We start from the raw sequence: 22,006 nt of genomic DNA on the forward strand, positions 1-22,006 counted from the left end.
CTGCCTTGGCAGAAGGACCATATAGCATCGAAGCAAGTATTAGCGATGTGGCAGGTAACAGCACCGATATTACCGGCAACGGCACCATTGATACCACAGCACCAAGTGTGAGTGTAGATGCGCCAGTATTAACAAATGACAGCACGCCCACAGTGACAGGCATCAGTGATGCGCCTAACAGCACCATCACGGTGACGTTTACAGATGCAACAAATGCTACTCAAAGCATTGATGTACAAACCGATGTCAATGGTAACTGGAGTGCGACACCAACAGGCACATTAGCCGAAGGGAATTATAGCGTTAGCGCCAGCATCACCGATGCCGCAGGCAACAGAGGTACCGGCACTGACAGTGGCGAAGTGGATGTAACTGCTCCTGAACTTGAAATTATTCCATCGTTTTTATTAGGTAATTTAGTTTCTCTTTCGGGGGATTCTGATTTACCAGGAGGCTCTGTAATCACTATTACAGAGTACCTAGTTGGTGGGTTAGTTGGCGCAACTTATTCAGCAACGACAAATCCTGATGGTACCTGGGGGCTTGCAAACATAACAGTACCTTTACTAAACCTTGCCTATGTGACTGCCAGTGCAACGGATGCCGCTGGTAATGTCAGAACAATCAATACACTTGATTTTGATAACGTAGCACCAGAACTAACCGTTAGTGTCGATGCTTTATCGAATGATAGTACGCCAGTAATTAGCGGCACCACCGATATGGGGCAAGGCACGGTAATTAATATAACCGTGACTGATAGTGAAGGAGAAAGCCAAGCGTTTACTGCGACAGTTCAAGCCGATGGCGACTGGTCTGTTGCTGTACCAGCAGAGCTAGCGCAAGGTCAATACACTGTTGTTGCAGAGGTTAGAGACAGTGTTGGTAATTTAACAACGCAGCAGGCTCAAGGTGAAATAGATAGCGTTGCTCCTACATTAATTGTGAACGAAGTTAACGCGACAATAGATACAACCCCTACAATTTCAGGCACGAGTAATGAGATTGGTGCTGATGTAACCATCCTTATCGGCGGTCAAACACTAACAGCAACAGTGGGTACTGATGGCAATTGGCAAGTAGATGTCCCCGTAGCACTTGTTGATGGTGATTATACGGCTCAAGTAAGTGTTACCGATGACGCTAATAATATCAGCAACACGACAATTGATTTAACAATTGATACCCAAGTACCTGTTATTGTACTTAATGATATAACTGTATTTAACACTGAGACACCAATTATAAGTGGCACTACAACTGAACCACAGGATACGGTGGTCGATATAGTTATTACAGATAGCAACGGTGATATACATACTTTAACCGCAATAGTTGATGCTAACGGCGATTGGCAAGTTACGGCGCCAAGCTTGCCTGATGGCAATTATGATGTAGAGGTAAGTATTACCGATGATGCTGGCAATCAAGGTGTGGATACAGGCTCGAGCTTTATTGATACTCAAGCACCAAGTATTACTATAAACGCATTAGGAACAATTAATGACAGCACGCCAACTATTTCAGGCACATCCAATGAACCTGAAAACACGAGTATTACAGTAACTGTGACCGATGCAGATAGTACCGAGACTTACACAACTGTTGTTGGTGCAGGTGGTGCTTGGACTGTAGATATTACAGATGCACTGACTGATGGTGAAGTTGCAGTTTCTGCAAGTGTTACTGATGCCGCAGGGAATGAATCAGTTGCAAATAGTACCGCAATGTTAAATACCAATGCGCCTACAATTAATATTAATACAATTATTGATACAAACGATCAAACACCAGCAATATCAGGCACAAGTAGTGCGGCAGATAACACAGAAATCACGGTTGTTATAACTGACGTTAATAACGTTTCACATACTGTAACTACAACTGTGGTAGGTGGGATTTGGAGTGTTGATGCGACAGATATTCTACCTGAAGGTGAATTTACTGTTTCGGCAAGTGTAACTGAAGGAGGCTTAACGAGTAATACAACAGGTAGCGGTGTTATCGATTTAACTCCACCAGCCCTTAATATTACACCGCTTACAATTTCAAATGATACAACGCCAACAATTTCAGGCACAACTACAGCTCCACAAGGCGCCATAGTCGCTATTTTAATTACAGATAGCTTAGGTGTAGAGCAAACGGTTAATGCTACTGTTGGTGCAAATGGCACATGGTCAGTCGCTGCAAGTACAGAGTTGAGCGAGGGCACTTACACGGTTTTAGCTTCAACAACAGATACTGCAGGTAATCCTGTAAACACAAGTATTACAGGGGAAGTTGATATAACAGCACCTGTTGTGACCATTAACGATATTGTTGGAAGTACAGACCTAACCCCGGGTATTTCTGGAGGTGTGACAGGTGCCATGGTAGGTGATGCAGTCGCTGTGGTATTTACCGATGCACTCGGGAATAAGCATACTGTAAATACAACTGTTCAAACGGGTGGTATATGGTCTGTAGAGGCAAGTAATTCTCTTTCACAAGGAGATTATTCAGTTGAAGTATTTGTTACTGACAGCGCGGGTAATACCGGGGACGCAACAAATACAGCAACTATAGATACCATTGCACCAGAGATTAGTATTAATCAAAGTTCATTAATACTAACTCAAGATAGCACTCCATTAATTAGTGGCACATCAAACGAGCCAAATACAAACGTTTTAGTTACGTTTACGGACTCAGCTGGTGCATCGCATCAAATGACCGTTCAAACCGATGTGAATGGAGACTGGCAAGCGGCTGCTGATAATATTTTAGCAGAGGGGGTTTACAGTGTTAGTGCAACTATTAGCGATGCTGCGGGCAATACTTCGGTCGACAATAAAACCGGTGGTGAGGTTGATACTGTGGGACCAGAGCTAACAATTGTGCCTTCCTTCCTATTAGGTCAGTTGGTTTCTTTATCTGGTACATCTGATTTGGGCGAAGGTAAAACCGTTACGGTTACTCTAGAGCTTGCAGGTGATTTACTCGATTTAACATACGATGTAACCACAGATGCAAATGGTGATTGGGAGCTATTAGGCCTAGCAGTTAATGTTATTGGCTTATCGGTTGTTGAAGCTTCTGCAACTGATGATGCTGGTAATACAACCACTATAACTACGGCTGATGTAGACGCTTCAACCCCAGTACTGAATGCGGTGGTTGACTTTGCAACTGGAGAAGGCGATTTACCAATAATTAGTGGTACGACCGACCAAGCACCAGGCACTGAAGTGCTAGTTAGAGTGGTAGATAGCGAAAATGTAGTACAAGAGCTTACTGCAATAGTACAAGATGACAATACGTGGGTAGTACAGGTACCTCAATCATTGGCTGAAGGTACATTTAGCATAACAGTTGACGTATTAAGTGAGGTCGGCATTACTACCACGCAACTACTTGACGGAGTTGTAGATACAATATCGCCGACACTTGGCTTACAGGTTATTGGTACAACATCGGATTCAACGCCAATTATCCAAGGTACCAGTGATTTAATTAATGGTGTTGTTGAAATACAACTTGATGGTGGTTCAGTTTTAACCACTACGGTTAATGCAGCTGGATTATTTTCACTCGAGGTAGATGTACTAACTGAAGGGCAACATGTGGCTAATGTAAGCATTACAGATGAAGCAGAAAACGTAGTTACTGATACGCTTGAATTCGTCGTTGATACGCTAGTGCCAGTGGTTGGAATTTTACCACTGAGCATTAGCAACACTGATATATTAACAATTTCAGGTACATCGGAAGAAACACCCGGTACAGACATTGACGTAACAGTTATTGGTAGCAATGGTGATGAAACAGTATTTGATGCTGTAGTTGGTAGCGATGGCACGTGGTCATTAGTAACCACCAGCTTATCAGATGGTGTTTATGATGTGTATGCGAGTATTACTGATGCCGCAGGTAATACTGGGCAGTCAGTCATTGAACAAGTAACTATAGACACCATTCCACCAACGTTAGAAATAGACGCCTTTGGTGTACTTAATACATTAACGCCTACTATTACTGGCACCAGTGACGAAGAAATAGGTAGCTTAATTACGGTTAATGTTACCGACTCTACAAACACACTTTATGAAGTTACCACAACGGTATTAGGAGATGGCACGTGGTTTGTTGTTACCCCTTTACTTGCTGAGGGCGATTTAACCATAGAAGCTATTAGTATTGATGATGCTGGAAATATAGCCACAGTAACGCAAACTGGCACTGTTAGTACCACTTTACCGAGCCTACTAATCAATCCAATAATAGATACAAGCGATACAACCCCTACTATTAGTGGTACTACCGATGTAATAAACGGTAATGTAGAAGTCGTTATTACTGACAGTGACGGTACCGCTACCACTTATAATACAACGGCTATAGCAGGTATGTGGACTCTAATACCTACAACACCATTAGCTGAAGGCGCCTTTACTGTAAGTGCTACAGTTGAAGACTTAGGGCTTTCAAGCTCTACAAGTCTTGGTGGAATAATTGATTTAACACCACCAACAGTTGAAGTTGATCAATTATCTGTAACCAATAACCCGCTACCGACTATAACAGGTATAAGTGATGCACCAGCAGGTACAAATGTGAGTGTTGTTATTACTGATGCTAATAACGATTCACAAACTATTACCGCTCAAGTTTCAGGAAATGGCACATGGTCAGTAACAGCTACCACCGCGCTTAGTGAAAGTGGTTTTAGTGCTACTGCGACAGTGAGTGATGCTGCGGGTAACTCATCAAGCGATACTATGGTTTCAAGCACAGACTACACAGCGCCAACTGTAGTCATAGATCCAATATTGGTAGGGCAAGATACAACGCCTACTGTTACGGGGTCAGTTACTGGAAGCTTTGCAGGTGCAGCGGTTATAGTTATGTTTACTGATTCAGCTGGTGCCACTCACAATGTTCAAACAACAGTTGGAGCTGATGGGACGTGGAGTGTGACATCAGCAGAAGTACTTCCTGAGGGCAACTACAGCGTAGATGTAAGCATTGCTGATGGTGCAGGTAATATCGGTACGCAATCATCAAGTAGCGCAATTGACTCAGGTATTACAATTGACTCGGGGTTAGAGCTAACCGCAGATCAAACACCGCTTGTTACGGGGACTGCCGCTCCAGGTGAGTCTGTAACTGTTACCTTTAATGGTCCAACTGAAAGTATTGTATTAATAAAAACTGTTAATGCATCGGGTGTATGGAGTGCTACAGCTAATACTGACTTAGCTGATGGGGAGTACACAGTAACAGCCGTAGCAACTGATACATCAGGTAATACAACTTCAAGCGGTAGTATATCTGGATTGGTTATTGATACCACGCCAATAGGTTTTGAGGTTACTGATTTTAGTTCAGGAATATTAGGTATTGTACTCCCATCAGTTGAAGGGACAACAGAGCCAGATACTGAAGTATACATTATTGGCTCTTCGTTATTAGGCATTGACTTACTCGGTCTAGATTTAGATGTATTAGAACTTTCAAGCAGCTTTACTTCAGATAGCAATGGAGATTGGGGAGGGTTTTTAAACTTAGCCAACCTAAACATTGGTGGAGGGGAGCAATATTATTTTGTTACTGTTGATGAAGTCGGAAACTACTTGATTAAAAATACGGGTGACGAGGTAGAGCAGTCCGGCAATATTTACACCTCTGAATCAGGCTCAGGTGCTGGCGACATTATGCCAGCGTCATTTAGCGAAGAGTCAGCATTGGGTGATACGCAAGGTGATGAAGTGTTAAACACCGAAACCATTAATTTAGCAAATGTAGGAACAATAGCAAGCACGCCAGAACAGGTGGTAGGAGTTAGTGAAGCAGAACCACTAAGCATAAACGATGTAATAATTGACTCTGAAACAGAGCAGTTAGTTGCTTTAAATAATCTACTTGATGAAGAAGGCTCTGCAATTGCTTATACTCCAGCTCAAAGTGGGGGAAGCATTGATGCAGCAGCGCCTGCGGTTGATGTACAAAATCAATCGGAAGAGATGATTAAACACTTAATTGAAAGTAGTAATAATCAAACGGATATTTAATCTCAATAAAGCCCTCTTAATTATTAAGGGGGCTTACATTATTAAGAAAATTGATATTATTTATAACGAAATTTAATGTCAAATTTTGGGCTTACGCTTTTAAATTACGAACCAGTTTACTCTCGGTATTTACAGATTTACCGGCTTGATCGTAGGTCATTGACGTTGGTGCGCCAATTAATATCTCTTTTAATTGTTTAACACTTAGTTGAGCTTGGCGGGCAGCATGAGCATTAACGTTATTTTGTTTTTGGCATTGTGCAAGTTGAGTTTTAACTTGGCTTATTAGCTCAGATATTTCAGGATTTTGTGAGTCGTTACTAGCAATTAGCTTACTTAGCTCTTTATCAAGAGTGCTTAACTTAGTTAAAAAAGACATTTTTTGTTGGGCAATTTCTTTTAAACCAGCACCACGTCGTGAGGCAATAGCAGTAAGCTCATCGTTTAATAGCGTATGCAAAGAATCTAAACAACTTACTTGTTGGTTTAGTTTTACGCTAATTAAACTATTATGATCAGCCATACACGTTAAACTCAAAATCAGCTAAGTTTTTAGCAAGCTTTTCACTATCCACTTGGTATTTACCTTCAGTTATTGCTTTTTTTAGCTCAGCAACTTTATCGCTGTCAAAGCCAGGCGATTGCTGCGCTTTATCTTGAAGCGTTTTTAATTGCTGTGCCTGCGGCGTTAAACTTACAGAATCACTAGCAGCTTTAGGCGAAGGGGCCTGAGCAGCTTGTGTATTTGCGTTATCTTTTTTTAAATCAACTTGTTGCTGCTTTGCATTTGTAAGCGCATTAGCTTGTTGATTACTGCCATTAACTTGATTAACCATAATAATAAACCCGTATATTACCCAACTTATGCCATGTTATCGGCATATACGTGGGATACTTTAGTATAAATCTAAATTAAATATTCACTTGAACAGACTCTACACCATCTACTCGCGCATTTAAAACTTTACCTGATTTTTTGTTTTTTATTTGTATCTGTTCGCCCAAAGTACCGTCTTCTAAAGCAATACCTGTGGTTTTAATTCTAAGGCCTCTGAGATTAGCGTAAATATTAACAGAGTCACCTTTACACACCATACAAATTTGGTTTAGTAATACTGGCATACCACTTCTAATATTTCGTTTACTTCTGCTGCCTATTAGCATTGTAGGGTCATCTAAGTACTGAATTCGTACAAAGTGAGTTGGTTTCATTTCAATACTTAAATGCGATTTAGTTATTACTTCACCACGAGTTAAATTAGCAGTGGCAACAACAACTGGGGCCATTTCAACAACTCTTACATGAACGTATTGAGCCCACGTTTGCGCATCATTGCACTTGGCTTGTAAGGTTACTTGGCGGTTAAATGGTGGCTCATCGGATGTTGATAATTCAAGCTCTGTATTACAGACACGATCAGGAATGCGACTGTCTAAAGGCAGAGCACTTAATTGAGTATTAGTATTTTGTAATGTACCAACTTGCTTAGCTATGTAAGCAACGGCCATGTCTTGTAATAAATCTTTACTAAACACTTTAGCTTGCAAAGGGAATACAAAGCACAAGCTAGTAACAAAATAAAAAACACTGTATCTTCTGATTTTTTTTAACAAACTCATAATGTTTCGACTATGCTTATGGTTTCAAACAGGGTATAAATATTTTGCGTCAAAAAGTAGACGCACCCGCGATGTTATGTAGCTTTATAAATAGAAAGCAATTATCGTTCCGTATTATTTGTTTTCTTTAGGAGATTTGAATGGCAGGCATTTTAGACTCAGTAAACCAACGCACACAGTTGGTTGGGCAGAACCGCCTAGAATTACTTTTATTTAAGCTCAGAGGGCGTCAGCGTTTTGGTATTAATGTATTTAAAGTGAGAGAAGTGCTGCAATGCCCTCCACTAACAAGCATGCCAAAATCTAATCCGTATATTCGTGGTGTTGCACATATTCGTGGTCAAACCATTTCGGTTATTGATTTATCAATGGCTGTAGGTGGGCGCCCAATCGACAACATTAAAGACAGCTTTATAATCATTGCTGAATACAATCGCTCTGTGCAAGGGTTTTTAGTGGGCGGAGTTGAACGTATTGTAAATATGAATTGGGAAAAAATAATGCCACCGCCATCAGGCGCCGGACGTTATTCATATTTAACGGCAGTGACCGAAATCGAAAATGAATTAGTCGAGATTCTCGATGTAGAAAAAATACTCAACGAAATTTGTCCAGTAAACACAGAAGTAAGTGCTGAAGTTGCACAAAGTGGCGATATTCAAAGAGATTTAGGCGAACGTATCGTATTTATTGCAGATGACTCTGCTGTTGCCCGTAATCAAGTTAAACGAGCCTTAGAGCCGCTAGGTGTTCAAACAGAGCTTGCTAAAAATGGTAAGGAAGCTTTAATTAGGCTTAAAGAAATAGCAGAGCTTGATTGTAAAAATGATATTACAGAGCGAGTAGCATTACTTATCTCAGACGTTGAAATGCCTGAAATGGACGGCTATACCTTAACAGCTGAAATAAAAGCAGATCCCAAACTTGCACCTTTGCATGTTATTTTGCATACCTCTTTGAGTGGTGTTTTTAACCAAGCGATGATTGAAAAAGTAGGGGCAGATGACTTTATTGCTAAATTTAACCCAGATGAATTAGCAACAGCGGTTAAAAAGTGGGTTCATTGTGATTAACAAAAATAGGTGCTACTAACTTGAATAATAAAGATTTGCAGCAAAGTGAATACGACCAGTTTCGTTCGTTTTTAGAGCAGCAATGCGGCATTGTTTTAGGTGAAAATAAACAGTATTTAGTTAAAAGCCGACTTGCTCCGTTAATGACTCGATTTAATGTGGGATCTTTATCGGAATTGGTTAGTAAAACTCTCGGGCCTCACGAGCGGCAATTAAGAGCCGCTGTGGTTGATGCAATGACCACCAACGAAACTTTGTGGTTTAGAGATCAATACCCATTTGAGTTACTCCAAAACAAGCTTTTCCCTGAATTTAAAGATTTAAGAAGGCCTTTAAAAATTTGGTCTGCTGCCAGTTCGTCAGGCCAAGAACCTTATTCAATAGCTATGTCGGTTGCTGAATTTAGTGCTAAGCAACCAGGTGTGCTTCGTATGGGGGCACAAATTATCGGTACCGACATATCTAATACCATGCTTGATATGTGTAAAAATGCAGAGTATGACGCGCTGGCACTCGCCAGAGGGTTATCTGCAGAGCGTCGTAAAAAGTTTTTTAAAGACAGCGGTAACGGTATGGCACAAGTAAACGATACAATAAAAAAACAAGTTAGTTTTAGGCATTTAAATCTGCTTGATTCTTACGCGTTAATGGGCAAGTTTGATATTATTTTTTGCCGAAATGTACTAATTTATTTTGCGCCTGAAATAAAAGCTAAAATTATTAACCAGTTTGCACAAGCGTTAAATCCAAACGGTTACCTATTTTTAGGCGCGTCAGAGTCCCTAACTGGCCTAAGTACTGAGTTTGATATGGTTAGGTGCAACCCTGGTATTATTTACCAAAAGAAGTAATTAAGCTAACTCCCTTCCCTAAAACGACGCACCTAGCGTCGTTTTTCTATTTAGATACATAGCCTTATAAAAATATAGCAAGCCCTAATATTAATGGCTTATTTTTTGCTTTATTAATGGGTAAGTCAATTTTTTGGAGAAGGTTATGGCTATCAGTTTTGATAAAGCATTAGGTGTGCATCCGCAAGCCATGTTGATCCGTTCACAGCGAGCAGAATTAATTGCAACTAATATAGCTAACGCTGATACGCCTGGCTATAAAGCAAAAGATATTGATTTTGCCTCTGCATTAAAAGCGGCAAGGTCAACTCAGCAAAGCGGCAATACTATGGTAAGAACTAATGATAAACACATTGGTGGAGGTACTCATAGTATGGGCAGTTCAGAATCATTTCGTTTGCCAAATCAATCAGATACTGGTGATGGTAACTCGGTTGATATACAAGTGGAACGAAACTTGTATACACAGAATGCTATGGAGTATCAGGCCAGCTTGCAATTTTTAAGTGGCAAATTTAAAGGCCTGAATAAAGCTCTCGGTAGTCAAGGATAAAAATTATGAGTTTATATAATGTTTTCGATATTGCAGGTTCGGGTATGAGCGCACAAAACGTTCGCTTAAATACCACAGCTAGTAATATTTCTAATGCTAATACCATTAGTTCATCTCAAGACAAAACGTACCGAGCGCGCCAACCTGTATTTGCGGCTGAGCTAACAAAGGCTTCAGCATCAGTAAGTAACCAGCAGGGCTCCGCAGTTGGTGTTAAAGTTTTGGGCATTGTTGAAAGCGATGCGCCATTGCAAATTGAATATAACCCAAACCATCCAAGTGCGGATGAAAATGGCTATATCTATAAACCCAACGTTAATGTTGTAGAGGAGATGGCAAATATGATTTCTGCCTCTCGTTCTTACCAAACAAACGTGCAAGTTGCTGATGCAGCTAAGCAAATGCTAAGTAAAACACTGTTGCTAGGGCAGCGGTAACCGAGGGTAGGTTATGAGTAACGATATTAGTACATCTTCATCCTATTTAGACTCTTTGCGTTGGCAAGAATCGCAAGTAGCGACCAGCGACAATGAGAGTGATGCGTTAACGCAAGAAGACTTTTTTTCTTTGTTAACTCAGCAATTATCGTATCAAGATCCCAGTAACCCTGCGGATAACGATCAAATGATTGCGCAAATGACTAGCTTTACGATGGCGCAAGGTATCAGTGATTTGAATTCAAATTTTGATACGTTGGCTACTTCGATGACATCAAACTCAGCCCTGCAAGCTTCAACGCTTGTTGGCAAGCAGGCTTTACTAGAGTCAAATACTGTTGATTTAAATGAATCAGGTGATGCTAAAGGGTCTATCGTTGCTGAAAGTGCAGTTGAAAGCTTAACACTTAGTGTAACTGATGCTTCAGGACAGCTAGTGAGAACAATTGATATGGGTTCTCAGCCTGCGGGCGCGGTTCGCTTCGCTTGGGATGGTAATAATGAAAGCGGTGAGCGTTTACCTGAAGGGGAATACACATTATCGGCACAAGGTAGTACCAATGGCCAGTTTTCTAGCTTGCCTATTGCAACTTTCAAAAATATTGAAAGTGTAAACATTAACGGCTCAAGCGGCATCATTGTGAACACTAAAGAAGGTGCGGTTAGGTTAACCGACATTGCAGAAATCGCGTAACAAATTTAATATTTCTTGCCTGCCAGCAGGCCACAGATTAACAGGTTAGAGGTGAATTATGAGCTTTAATATTGCATTAACCGGCCTAGCTGCCGCACAAAAAGATTTAGACGTAACTGCAAATAATATTGCAAACGTAAATACAACAGGCTTTAAAGAGTCGCGCGCTGAGTTTGCCGATGTTTACGCTTCATCAGTATTTAGCTCTGGTAAGACTAAAAATGGTGATGGTGTACAAGCGACAATGGTTGCACAACAGTTTCATCAAGGCTCACTACAATTTACAAATAACTCACTTGATTTAGCAATCACTGGTGAAGGTTATTTTGCGATGACAGACGATTTATCTTCGCAAGATTTAACATACACACGGGCAGGTGCATTTAAGTTAAACCAAGATAATTTCATAGTTGATGCTAAAGGAAATTTCTTGCAAGGCTTCCCCGTTGACGAAGCAACAGGTAATACAACATCAGTAAGCCTAAGCACTTCATCAGCTTTGCAAATTCCTGATTCATCAGGCTCTCCGCGTGCAACAACAAGTGTGTATAGCTCATTTAATTTAGATTCACGAGTAGAATCACCTTCACTTGAATTTAACCCTGATGAAAGTGCTACTTATAATTCATCAACTTCAACAACTGTTTATGATTCACTAGGCGAACCTCATGTTTTGCAGTTCTTTTTTGTGAAAAGAGATGATGCAACAGTGGCTGAGAACGCTAATAAATGGGATGTTTACACAACCCTTGATGGAGATAGTTTTGGAGCTGACGGTGTACTTCAGGACGGAAGCACCCCTTATGCGCCTTTGACTACTTTTGGATTCGACTCAAGCGGTATTCCTTCTACAACAGGGGATCCTGCCCTGGATAATGCAGCAAATACATTTGATTCAATATCAATTACTGGTGGTGACGCAGCTAGTGGCTTAGCTGGTTTATCAGATTTATTAAGTAATGGTGCGAGTTTTCCTGCTGATATTGAGGTTAATTGGCGTGATGAAGCAGGTACAGCGAATAAAGTCCCTACTCAATATGCTAGTAATTTTGAGGTGAAAGCGCTTGAGCAAGATGGAGCAACGGTTGGCCGTTTAGCCGGCATTGATATTGGTACTGATGGTAAAATTGTTGCGTCATACAGTAATGGTGATACATCATTTTTAGGCCAAGTCGCTATGGTACGTTTTTCAAACTCACAGGGGCTGCAGCAAGTTGGCGATACTGCGTGGAAAAAAAGCTTAACGTCGGGTGAGCCTATTGCAGGCGAGCCAGGGTCAGGTACTTTAGGATCGATCAATTCCTCTGCACTTGAGCAATCAAACACCAATTTAACCACTGAGCTTGTAGACTTAATTACTGCACAGCGTAATTACCAAGCAAACTCACGTGCGCTTGAAGTTAACTCAACTATTCAGCAAAGTATTTTGCAGATTCGATAAGCTAAACCTCATTAAATATATTAGGCTGCATTTTTGCAGCCTTTTTTATAAGTCCTCTTTGTAAGCCCTTCTAAATACCTCTCAATGTTGTGTCAAATTTAATCTGGCACCTATTTTGCATTTATAAGTTCAGAGATTTTTTATGTGAGTCGATACTATGGACAAAATGGTCTACATTGCGGCCTCTGGCGCTAAGCAAAGCCTACAAGGGCTTGCGCTTAAAGCCAATAATTTGGCGAATGCAAATACAACAGGATTTAAAGCCGACTTTGCGCAAGCGCGTTCTATGCAAGCGTTTGGCGAAGGTTTGCCTACCCGTGTATTTTCAATGCAAGAGCGTCCGGGTTCTAACATGGTATCGGGTGGCATTGTTCAAACTGGGCGCGACTTAGATATCGCGATGAGCGATAACGCATGGCTTGCTGTGCAAGATGCCTCCGGTAATGAAGCTTACACAAAAGTGGGTACGTTAAACATTACTGCTCAAGGCATGCTCGTAACCAGCCACGGTCGTCAAGTTATTGGCGAAGGGGGACCTGTTATTTTACCCGTCCCAGTCGAAAAAATAGGGTTTAGTCAAGATGGCGCTATTCAAGTTCGACCAGAGGGTGCTCCCGCTAACTTTTTAGAAGAAATAGATACGCTTAGAGTGGTAGAAGCAAATAGCTCACAGCTCGAAAAAGGTAACGATGGTTTATTTAGACCAAAAGCAAATGTAACAGTAGATACCTCTGCCAATGTAAAAGTTTTAAGTGGTTCGCTTGAAATGTCGAATGTGAATCCGGTTCACGAAATGGTCGACATGATAAGCCACCAGCGCCAATTTGAATTACAAGTGAAATTAATGAAAACAGCTGAAGAAATTGACGAGCGTCAAGATCAGTTATTACGCATAGTTTAACTTTAAAGTGAGGACACGATTATGAATCCAGCATTGTGGATCAGTAAAACGGGGCTAGACGCTCAACAAACCGATATATCGGTTATCTCAAATAATTTAGCGAATGCCAGTACCGTAGGTTACAAAAAAAGCCGCGCTATATTTGAAGATTTACTTTATCAAAATATTAATCAACCAGGTGGTCGTTCATCGCAAGATACCGAAATGCCGTCGGGCTTAATGTTAGGTGCGGGTGCTAAAGTTGTAGCTAACCAAAAAGAGTTTACGCAAGGCAACATGTTGACCACCGAAAACTCACTAGATTGGATGATTTCTGGCGAAGGTTTTTTTGAAGTACTGCAACCAGATGGCAATATTGCTTACTCGCGCAATGGTCAGTTTACTACCGATGGCGATGGACGAATTGTGACATCGGGCGCAGGTTACGTTATTCAGCCAGAAATGAATGTACCAGATGACGCGCAATCAATTACGGTTTCGCAAGACGGCGAAGTATCTGTACGTGTTGCAGGCCAAGCCGATAACGTTGTAATTGGTCAGCTGACTATTAGTGACTTTATTAATCCATCGGGTCTTGAGCCAATTGGTCAAAACCTTTATACCGAAACGGCTGTAAGTGGTGCGCCGGTACAAGGTAACCCGGGTGTTGAAGGGTTAGGTAGCATTATTCAAGGCTCACTCGAAACTTCAAACGTAAATGTAACTGAAGAGCTAGTAAATCTAATAGAAACTCAGCGTATTTACGAAATGAACTCAAAAGTAATTTCGGCCGTTGACGAAATGATGAGTTATATCAATCAACAGCTTTAATAGAGTAGGGGGAATTATGCGTAATATTATTTTATTTACAGCGGGCACATTATTTTTAAGTGGCTGTATGTCTACGCAAAATAGTGAAGTAGTGCAGGACGACCCTTACTACGCACCTATGTACCCCGAGCCTATTTTAGAGCCGCTGGTAGCCACAGGTTCATTGTTTAATACTCATACATCAAACGACTTATATTCTGATAAAAAAGCGCTACGTACTGGCGATATAATTACGGTTAAATTGCAAGAGTCTACTCAAGCAACAAAAGCCGCTAAAACAGAAACAGACAAAGAAACTGACGCAAGCTTAGACCCAGTGATTGGCTTAGGTGGTCTACCTGTAAATATAGGTGGCGATAGTATTCAGTTTGGCATTGGTAGCGATTCGTCGTTTACGGGCGATTCAAAATCAAACCAGTCAAACAGCTTAGTGGGCGATATTTCGGTTAATGTAATGCGCGTTTTACCTAATGGTAACTTAGTTATTCGCGGCGAAAAATGGCTAACGCTTAATACCGGTGAAGAGTTTATTCGTTTAGAAGGGCTAGTACGCCCTCAAGACGTAAGCGCCGATAATACGGTTGAATCAAACCGCATTGCTAATGCACGTATTCAATACTCAGGTAAAGGGCAAACGCAAGAAGCGCAAAGTCCTGGTTGGCTTACACGTTTCTTTAGCAGTTCGCTGTTTCCATTTTAGAGGGTAACAACATGAATAGCCTTAAAGCTTTATGTTTAGTTGTGTTATTAGGTTGGCAGTTTACTGCCAGTGCTGAGCGCATAAAAGATGTGTCTATGGTTGAAGGCGTACGCTCTAACCAATTAGTTGGTTATGGCTTAGTGGTTGGTTTACCAGGCACTGGCGAGCAAAACTCATACACACAACAAAGTTTTAGAGGCATGTTGAACAGCTTTGGTATTACGCTACCTTCAACTCAAAGTCCTAAAATTAAAAATGTTGCCGCTGTGGCGGTGCATGCAGAACTACCTGCATTTAGAAAGCCTGGGCAAGCAATCGATATTACGGTTTCTTCTATTGGTAGTGCAGGCAGCTTACGTGGCGGTACTTTACTACAAACTTTTTTAAAAGGTGTAGACGGTAACGTGTACGCAATTGCACAAGGTAGTTTAATTGTCGGTGGCTTAGGCGCACAAGGCCTTGATGGTAGTAGAGTTGTAATTAACACCCCTACAGTTGGTCGTATACCAAATGGTGCAACAGTTGAACGCACAGTAGAAAGCCCGTTTATGCAAGGCGATTACATTACTTTTAATTTAAACCGCCCAGACTTTACAACGGCAAAACGCCTAGAAAAAACAATTAATGACTTAGTTGGCCCAAATAGCGCACAGGCAATTGATTCTGTTTCTATTCGTGTTATAGCTCCACGCGACGCATCCCAGCGTGTATCGTACTTATCAACACTCGAAAACTTAGAATTTAAACCAGCTGACATGGCCGCTAAAATTATAGTTAACTCACGCACAGGTACAATTGTGATTGGTAAAAACGTTAAGCTTCAGCCTGCGGCTATAACTCACGGTGGCTTAACAGTAACAATTGCAGAACAACAAAACGTGTCACAACCAAACCCGCTAGCAAACGGTGATACTGTTGTCACGCAGCAGAGCATTATTGATGTAAATCAAGATGACTCGCGCGCCTTTGTATTTAATCCAGGTGTAAGCCTTGACGATTTAGTTCGCGCAATTAACGAAGTTGGCGCAGCGCCTGGTGACTTAATGGCTATTTTAGAAGCACTAAAAGAAGCCGGCGCAATTAACGGACAGTTGGTTGTTATATAAATAACCCAAGCCAATAAATAACGTATTACTTAAGCCCTATATTTTTGAAATTAGGGCTTTTTATTTACAGCAACTTAAGTTTATTATTTTTATCTTCCTTGTTTTATCTGTAGTGGCTCAATTTTTGCATTTTTAACTGCATTATTCATTTTGTGTCAAAAAGCCGATGGAAACTAATCACCTCGATAAACAAAACTTTTTTGATTTAGGCAACTTAGATTCACTTCGTAAAGAAGCCTTAACGAGCGGCGATGCATCAACTGATGCCTCTAAAGCTGCGCTCAAAAAAGCGGCCGCACAATTTGAAGCTATTTTTACGCAAATGTTGCTCAAAGGAATGCGCAAAGCTAACGAAGCATTTGAAGACAAAGACAGCCCATTTAATTCAAGTGGCGTAAAGTTTTTTGAAGAAATGCACGATCAGCAACTTTCAACAGAGCTTTCATCAAATGGCTCGTTAGGCCTTGCCGATTTAATAGTTCAGCAGTTATCGCCTGAGTCTAAAAACTTTATGCCAGGCTCGGTGCTTAGAACAACCAACGATATTTTTAGCGATACTCAAGTCGGTTCCGCTCTTCCTCATGAGCAAAAAAATAAGCAACCCGATCTTATCGTTAAGAGTACTAAAGCCGATATTGCTGAGCCTAAAGTCGATACTGCAGAGACTAAAACCGATAGCCCAACATTTAAAAATGCAGAAGAGTTTGTAAGTTCAGTGTGGGAACACGCTAAAACGGCAGCGCAAAAAATTGGTTTAAATCCTGCGGTAATGGTTGCACAAGCGGCACTTGAAACCGGTTGGGGTAAGCACATTATTAATAAAAATGACGGTGGCAGCTCAAATAACTTATTTAATATTAAGTCAGATAAAAGCTGGGAAGGCGATAAAGCAAGCAAAATAACGCTTGAGTTTGAGCAAGGTACACCCGTTAAAAAACAAGCCAGCTTTAGAGCCTACGATTCAATTAAAGATAGCGTGAACGACTTCGTTGATTTTTTAACGCAAAACCCACGCTACAAAGAAGCATTACAAAATACAGCTAAACCAAACGACTTTTTAGATTCATTACAAAAAGCAGGTTATGCAACCGACCCAAATTATGCCAACAAAATAAAACAAGTGCTCAATAGCAGTCAGCTAAAAGACATTGCGGCAAACGTGATCCGCCAAGGAGTAGAGTAACATGTCGTTTAATTTATTAAACATTGCCAGTTCTGGGGTTAGAGCAAGCTCGGAGCTACTGCAAACGACAAGTAAAAATATCGCCAATGTTAATACAGAAGGCTATGTTCGTGAGCGTACAGAGTTTACTACTATGGTTGACAACCAAGTAGGGCGAGGCGAAACATACCGATTATTAAACGAGTTTGCTCAGTCACAGCTAAATCGTGACACCTCTAATAAATCGTTTTTCGATCAGTTTATTACTGAGGCTAATCGAGTTGATACTATTTTTTCTGAAGAGTCGAACAACCTTTCGACTGGTATTAACTCTTTATTTAATAATGTGCAAGAAGCGCTAAATCAGCCCTCATCTACTGTTGCCCGCTCATTAGTAATGACAGATGCGCAAAGCTTAATTGATCAAATGGATAGGCTTTCGGGCATCGTGCTTGATCAAAAAAGTATAGTAAACGAGCAGCTCGAAATATTTTCAGATGAGGCAAACTCACTCATTCAAAGCATTAGTACGCTAAATCAAAATATTGCAGCCGTTAATGGCACTAATAACGCCGCAGATGCCAGCTCTACCTATAACGAACGCGATAAAGCAATACGCGACTTATCAGAGCTAATAGACATAGAAACGCTTGATGGTCCAAATGGCGAAAAACTTGTTTTTATGGGCACAGGCGAAGCAGTTGTTATGCAAAATGGCGCATTTAACTTATTTTCGATGACAGGGGATCCTGATCCTAATTTTAAAGAATTCACGCTTGACGTTAATGGTGGCAAAGCTGTGCCGCTTGAAGTTGATGTAAGTAAGCTTAAAGGCAAAATTGGCGGCTTACTTGCTTTTAGAGATGACATATTAGTCCCCGCGCAAAACCAAATTGGCCAAATGGGCTTAGCTATTGCTGATGCATTTAACGAACAAAACAAACTCGGTATGGATGCAACAGGTCAGCTAGGGGGTAATATTTTTAATATACCTACCGTTGGCGCATATGCGTATCAAGCTAACACGGGCACTGCTGGTATGACTGCAACGGTAGAGCCCGGTAAAGGCAGTGAACTTCCTGCCAGTGACTTTATTATTACCTATACAGGCAATGCCAACGAAGTAAGTATTCAGCCTATAGATAACAAAGGCGATCCGCTGGGGCAGCCTTCACTTGCTGATATATCGACAGGTGTTATTGATTCATCGACTATTACCTCAGGCGAATCATTTGGTCTTCAAGTAAATGTATCTGGGGCAGGTGTTGAGGGTGATCAATTTCAAATAAAGCTTAATTCAGATGCTGCTTCAAGTATTACGCTTGCAACAGGGCGCGCGGAAGATTTAGCACTAGCATCGCCAATCCGTACTGCTAACGATTTAAATAATATAGGTACCGCTACTATTTCAGCGGGAGAAGTAACAAGCGTTATCTCTGGGGGTTTTACTTCAGCACCAGGCTTAACAAACGGTGAAATAACACTTGTTAAAACAGATAATGCTAACGAATATCAAATTACTGATAATAGCGGAACGAGTACTTTTACTATTACGCCTCCTGCAAAAGGAATGTTATCGCAAGCGGGTGCTCCATTTGATACCTACGGATTCGATTTTGATATAGAAGGTACACCAGCAACAGGCGACACCTTTACACTTGAGTTTAACGAAGGCGGCTTTGATGATAACCGTAATGGTTTAAAATTAGCTGATTTACAAAATGGTGAGTTAGTCCGTTTAAATGTAGAAACAACAGCAACGGCCGACAACCATAAAACGTTCAACCAAGCTTATTCAGGATTGGTGAGTGATATAGGTGTTGTAACTGGCCAAGCAATCACAAGTGGCGCTGCATTTGATGCTCTAGCACAGCAATCTGAGGCATGGTACGAGTCGTTATCGGGTGTAAACCTTGATGAAGAGGCCGCAAATTTACTGCGTTTTCAACAATCATATTCAGCATCAGCACAAGTTTTAGCAGCAGCTCAAGAAATTTTTGACACCTTATTAAATGCGGCGAGGTAATTATGCGTTTATCAAATAATTTAATGTACCAAAACAACATAAATAAAATACTCGACAACCAACAAGGTGTTGCAAATGCTCAAGAGCGAGTAACAACAGGTGAAAAGTATTTAACCACCTCAGAAGCGCCAGCTGCTATTTCGCAAGCTATGCTGTATTCAAATAAAATACAAACGAATGAGCAATACACTAAAAATATCGATCAGCTAAATGGCCGTCTAGAAACAGAAGAAAGCGTATTACAAAGTATAAATAGTAATATTCAACAAGCGCAAGAGCTCACTATTCAGGCGGGTAATGGTGTTTATACTAAAGATGATTTAAAGACGTTTGCATCAGAACTTAGCGGCATTCAACAAACGTTAGCTAACTTAATGAACACCCGATCAGAAGACGGTAAATTTATATTTTCAGGATACCAAGACAGTACGCAGCCTTATCAGTTTGATTCTGCAGCGGGTGAGTACACCTATAATGGCGACCAAGGCCAGCACCAAATAACTATAGCTGAAGGTGTATCAATTAAAGCGAGTGATAACGGCTTTGATACGTTTGAAAAAACAGATGCCAGATTAAATGTACTCGATAATAAAGCAGACATACCAACAACAACACCGACCAATAATATTACTAATGGCACTGTTTATGTTGATGGCCAAGCCGAGTTCGATAAGTTTCATCAAGCAAATTACAATGCCGATCCAACGACTCCAGTTTCACCTACAGCAAATACTTTTAGTGTAGTTACAACCGCAGGTGTGACAGTAAACGATCCTGATACATACGAAATTTTACAAGATGGTGTGTCGCTTACCCCTCCTCAAACTGGTGAAGTTACAGATGATACAATTGAATTTGCAGGTATGAAAATTCAATTTGAGGGCAATGCTCCAGGCCAACTCGATTTTAGTCTTGAAAAACCACATAAAGAAAACGTACTTAATACATTGCAAGCACTTATTACCGGCCTTAACGATGGCACACTTGAAGGTGAAGACTTTCAGCAAGTACTTGCTGATGGCTTAGTGCAATTACAAAATGCCAGTGAGCAAGTGGTGTTTACCCAAGCAAGTTTAGGCGGGCGTATGAACGTACTTGAAAGAGTAAGCGATTCTAACTTAGCACTCGACATTCAAAATAAAAGTAATCGCTCTAACTTAGTTGAAGTTGATATGGCAGAAGCTATTAGCGAACTGACTAAACAAGAAACGGCACTGCAAGCATCGCAAGCAACTTTTGGCCGTTTAACTAACCTTTCATTATTCGATTACTTATAAGCAAGTTATGAGCAGATTGTAAGCAGAAATACCTTGCCGCTTAACCTACTTTAAAGCGGCAATACTTTGCGGCAAAAATTGGCTACAAAACCGCGGCAAAAAAATGTCACCCCCTTCTAAATAACTTCACTAATTATTTACAACCCCAAGAATTTATTAATTTACATTTAAAAACAGTTACTTAAAAATAAATTAAAGTTGGCACAGTAAATGCTTTTCTTATTATAAGAAATTATCGAACAGTGGTTCCTGTTAAATCGTGTTGAACCACACTCTGTTTAAACCTAGGAGATGGTAAAATGGCATTAACAGTAAATACTAATGTGTCGTCACTAAACGCACAACGTAACCTAACAAGATCTGGCGAAGGCTTAGCAACGTCAATGGAGCGCCTAGCTTCTGGTATGCGTATCAATAGCGCAAAAGATGATGCCGCAGGCCTACAAATTTCAAACCGCTTAACATCGCAAATAAATGGCTTAGCGGTAGCGCAGCGAAATGCGAACGATGGTATTTCAATGGCGCAAACTGCCGAAGGCGCGATGCAAGAATCGACAAGTATTTTGCAACGTATGCGTGAGTTAGCACTTCAATCTGCCAATGGTTCAAATTCGCAGGTAGATAGAGATGCTTTACAAAAAGAAACTGCTGCATTAAAAAGTGAGCTAACGCGGATAGCAGAAACGACTTCATTTGGTAATCAACAATTACTTAATGGAAGTCTTACTGCCGTTAGCTTTCAAGTAGGTGCAAATGTTACTGTTAATGATAAGATTACAGTTACATTAGCAAATATAGATGCAGCTACACTTGGTGTTGATGCTGTTGATATTGGAGACACAACAGGAACAGGTGATCCTGATGCTGCTGTCGGACTAATTGACATAGCAATTGCAAAGATTGATGATTTAAGAGCTGGTCTTGGTGCAGTACAAAATCGCTTCGGGCACACTATTAGCAACTTAGCTAACATTCAAGAGAATGTATCCGCATCTCGTAGCCGAATTCAAGATACTGATTTTGCAACCGAAACTGCACAAATGACTAAAAACCAAATACTACAACAAGCGGGTACGTCAATACTTTCGCAAGCAAACCAAATTCCACAAGCAGCAATCAGCTTGTTAGGCGGTTAATTGTTAGTTCAACTAATAACTAGATATATAAACGCACTTTATTAAGCTGTCTCTTGATCACAAGTCTGACTCAAGAGATTTTGCTAAATCGTAGCCTTCCAGGATGGCTTGTAACTTAAGCCATCCTTGCCATAACACTTTCACAGATGCACGCCCTGTGCGCTTG

18 protein-coding genes are annotated in these 22,006 nt (G+C 40.8%); 15 read left to right on the top strand and 3 right to left on the bottom strand.

Going from position 1 to position 22,006, the window contains the following annotated elements; translation table 11 throughout:
• Positions 1-47 precede the first annotated feature (47 nt).
• Positions 48-6,053, top strand: a complete 6,006-nt coding sequence (locus H5161_RS19195) for an Ig-like domain-containing protein (RefSeq protein ID WP_220493581.1) — start codon at positions 48-50, stop codon at positions 6,051-6,053.
• Positions 6,054-6,144: 91 nt separating this feature from the next.
• Here the strand turns inward: H5161_RS19195 and flgN are convergent, their stop codons facing one another.
• From flgN to flgA, 3 genes are all read right to left on the bottom strand, one after another.
• Positions 6,145-6,576, bottom strand: coding sequence for a flagellar protein FlgN (gene flgN / locus H5161_RS19200; protein ID WP_024595784.1), 432 nt, complete (start codon positions 6,574-6,576; stop codon positions 6,145-6,147).
• Positions 6,569-6,889: a flagellar biosynthesis anti-sigma factor FlgM gene (flgM, locus tag H5161_RS19205; protein WP_002959436.1), complete on the bottom strand. Its 321-nt coding sequence runs from the start codon at positions 6,887-6,889 to the stop codon at positions 6,569-6,571. The genes flgN and flgM overlap by 8 nt, the downstream gene beginning before the upstream one ends.
• Positions 6,890-6,965: 76 nt before the next feature.
• Positions 6,966-7,673: a flagellar basal body P-ring formation chaperone FlgA gene (gene flgA / locus H5161_RS19210; RefSeq protein WP_182769882.1), complete on the bottom strand. Its 708-nt coding sequence runs from the start codon at positions 7,671-7,673 to the stop codon at positions 6,966-6,968.
• A 140-nt stretch (positions 7,674-7,813) separates the two neighbouring features.
• Between flgA and H5161_RS19215 the strand changes: the two genes are divergently transcribed.
• The 14 genes from H5161_RS19215 to H5161_RS19280 all read left to right on the top strand — a co-directional run bounded on the left by H5161_RS19215 (position 7,814) and on the right by H5161_RS19280 (position 21,840).
• Positions 7,814-8,746, top strand: coding sequence for a chemotaxis protein CheV (locus tag H5161_RS19215; protein WP_002959434.1), 933 nt, complete (start codon positions 7,814-7,816; stop codon positions 8,744-8,746).
• A 20-nt stretch (positions 8,747-8,766) separates the two neighbouring features.
• A complete protein-coding gene (locus H5161_RS19220) occupies positions 8,767-9,597 on the top strand; it encodes a protein-glutamate O-methyltransferase CheR (protein WP_039484688.1) in 831 nt (276 codons plus the stop codon).
• Positions 9,598-9,742: 145 nt separating this feature from the next.
• Positions 9,743-10,150, top strand: coding sequence for a flagellar basal body rod protein FlgB (gene flgB, locus H5161_RS19225; RefSeq protein WP_002959431.1), 408 nt, complete (start codon positions 9,743-9,745; stop codon positions 10,148-10,150).
• Positions 10,151-10,155: 5 nt separating this feature from the next.
• Complete coding sequence (gene flgC / locus H5161_RS19230; protein ID WP_002959429.1) at positions 10,156-10,587, top strand: flagellar basal body rod protein FlgC; 432 nt, start codon at positions 10,156-10,158, stop codon at positions 10,585-10,587.
• Between the two features lie 13 nt (positions 10,588-10,600).
• Complete coding sequence (locus H5161_RS19235) at positions 10,601-11,281, top strand: flagellar hook assembly protein FlgD (protein ID WP_039484684.1); 681 nt, start codon at positions 10,601-10,603, stop codon at positions 11,279-11,281.
• Positions 11,282-11,339: 58 nt separating this feature from the next.
• Complete coding sequence (flgE, locus tag H5161_RS19240; protein WP_182769883.1) at positions 11,340-12,722, top strand: flagellar hook protein FlgE; 1,383 nt, start codon at positions 11,340-11,342, stop codon at positions 12,720-12,722.
• A 157-nt stretch (positions 12,723-12,879) separates the two neighbouring features.
• Positions 12,880-13,623 (top strand): flagellar basal body rod protein FlgF, encoded by a 744-nt coding sequence (locus H5161_RS19245; protein ID WP_182769884.1) that lies wholly within the window; start codon positions 12,880-12,882, stop codon positions 13,621-13,623.
• A 21-nt stretch (positions 13,624-13,644) separates the two neighbouring features.
• Positions 13,645-14,433, top strand: coding sequence for a flagellar basal-body rod protein FlgG (gene flgG, locus H5161_RS19250; RefSeq protein ID WP_002959420.1), 789 nt, complete (start codon positions 13,645-13,647; stop codon positions 14,431-14,433).
• Between the two features lie 16 nt (positions 14,434-14,449).
• Entirely contained in the window at positions 14,450-15,133 is a 684-nt protein-coding gene (gene flgH / locus H5161_RS19255) for a flagellar basal body L-ring protein FlgH (protein WP_010553251.1), read from the top strand.
• An 11-nt stretch (positions 15,134-15,144) separates the two neighbouring features.
• Positions 15,145-16,239, top strand: coding sequence for a flagellar basal body P-ring protein FlgI (locus H5161_RS19260; protein ID WP_182769885.1), 1,095 nt, complete (start codon positions 15,145-15,147; stop codon positions 16,237-16,239).
• 166 nt (positions 16,240-16,405) lie between these two features.
• Positions 16,406-17,422 (top strand): flagellar assembly peptidoglycan hydrolase FlgJ, encoded by a 1,017-nt coding sequence (flgJ, locus tag H5161_RS19265; RefSeq protein WP_182769886.1) that lies wholly within the window; start codon positions 16,406-16,408, stop codon positions 17,420-17,422.
• A 1-nt stretch (position 17,423) separates the two neighbouring features.
• Positions 17,424-19,427, top strand: coding sequence for a flagellar hook-associated protein FlgK (gene flgK / locus H5161_RS19270; RefSeq protein WP_182769887.1), 2,004 nt, complete (start codon positions 17,424-17,426; stop codon positions 19,425-19,427).
• Between the two features lie 2 nt (positions 19,428-19,429).
• On the top strand, positions 19,430-20,704 hold the full coding sequence (gene flgL, locus H5161_RS19275; RefSeq protein ID WP_182769888.1) for a flagellar hook-associated protein FlgL: 1,275 nt from the start codon (positions 19,430-19,432) through the stop codon (positions 20,702-20,704).
• A 299-nt stretch (positions 20,705-21,003) separates the two neighbouring features.
• Entirely contained in the window at positions 21,004-21,840 is an 837-nt protein-coding gene (locus H5161_RS19280) for a flagellin domain-containing protein (protein WP_182769889.1), read from the top strand.
• Positions 21,841-22,006: the final 166 nt, after the last annotated feature.

Source organism: Pseudoalteromonas sp. SG43-5, assembly GCF_014164345.1.
Classification (GTDB): Bacteria; Pseudomonadota; Gammaproteobacteria; order Enterobacterales; family Alteromonadaceae; genus Pseudoalteromonas; species Pseudoalteromonas distincta.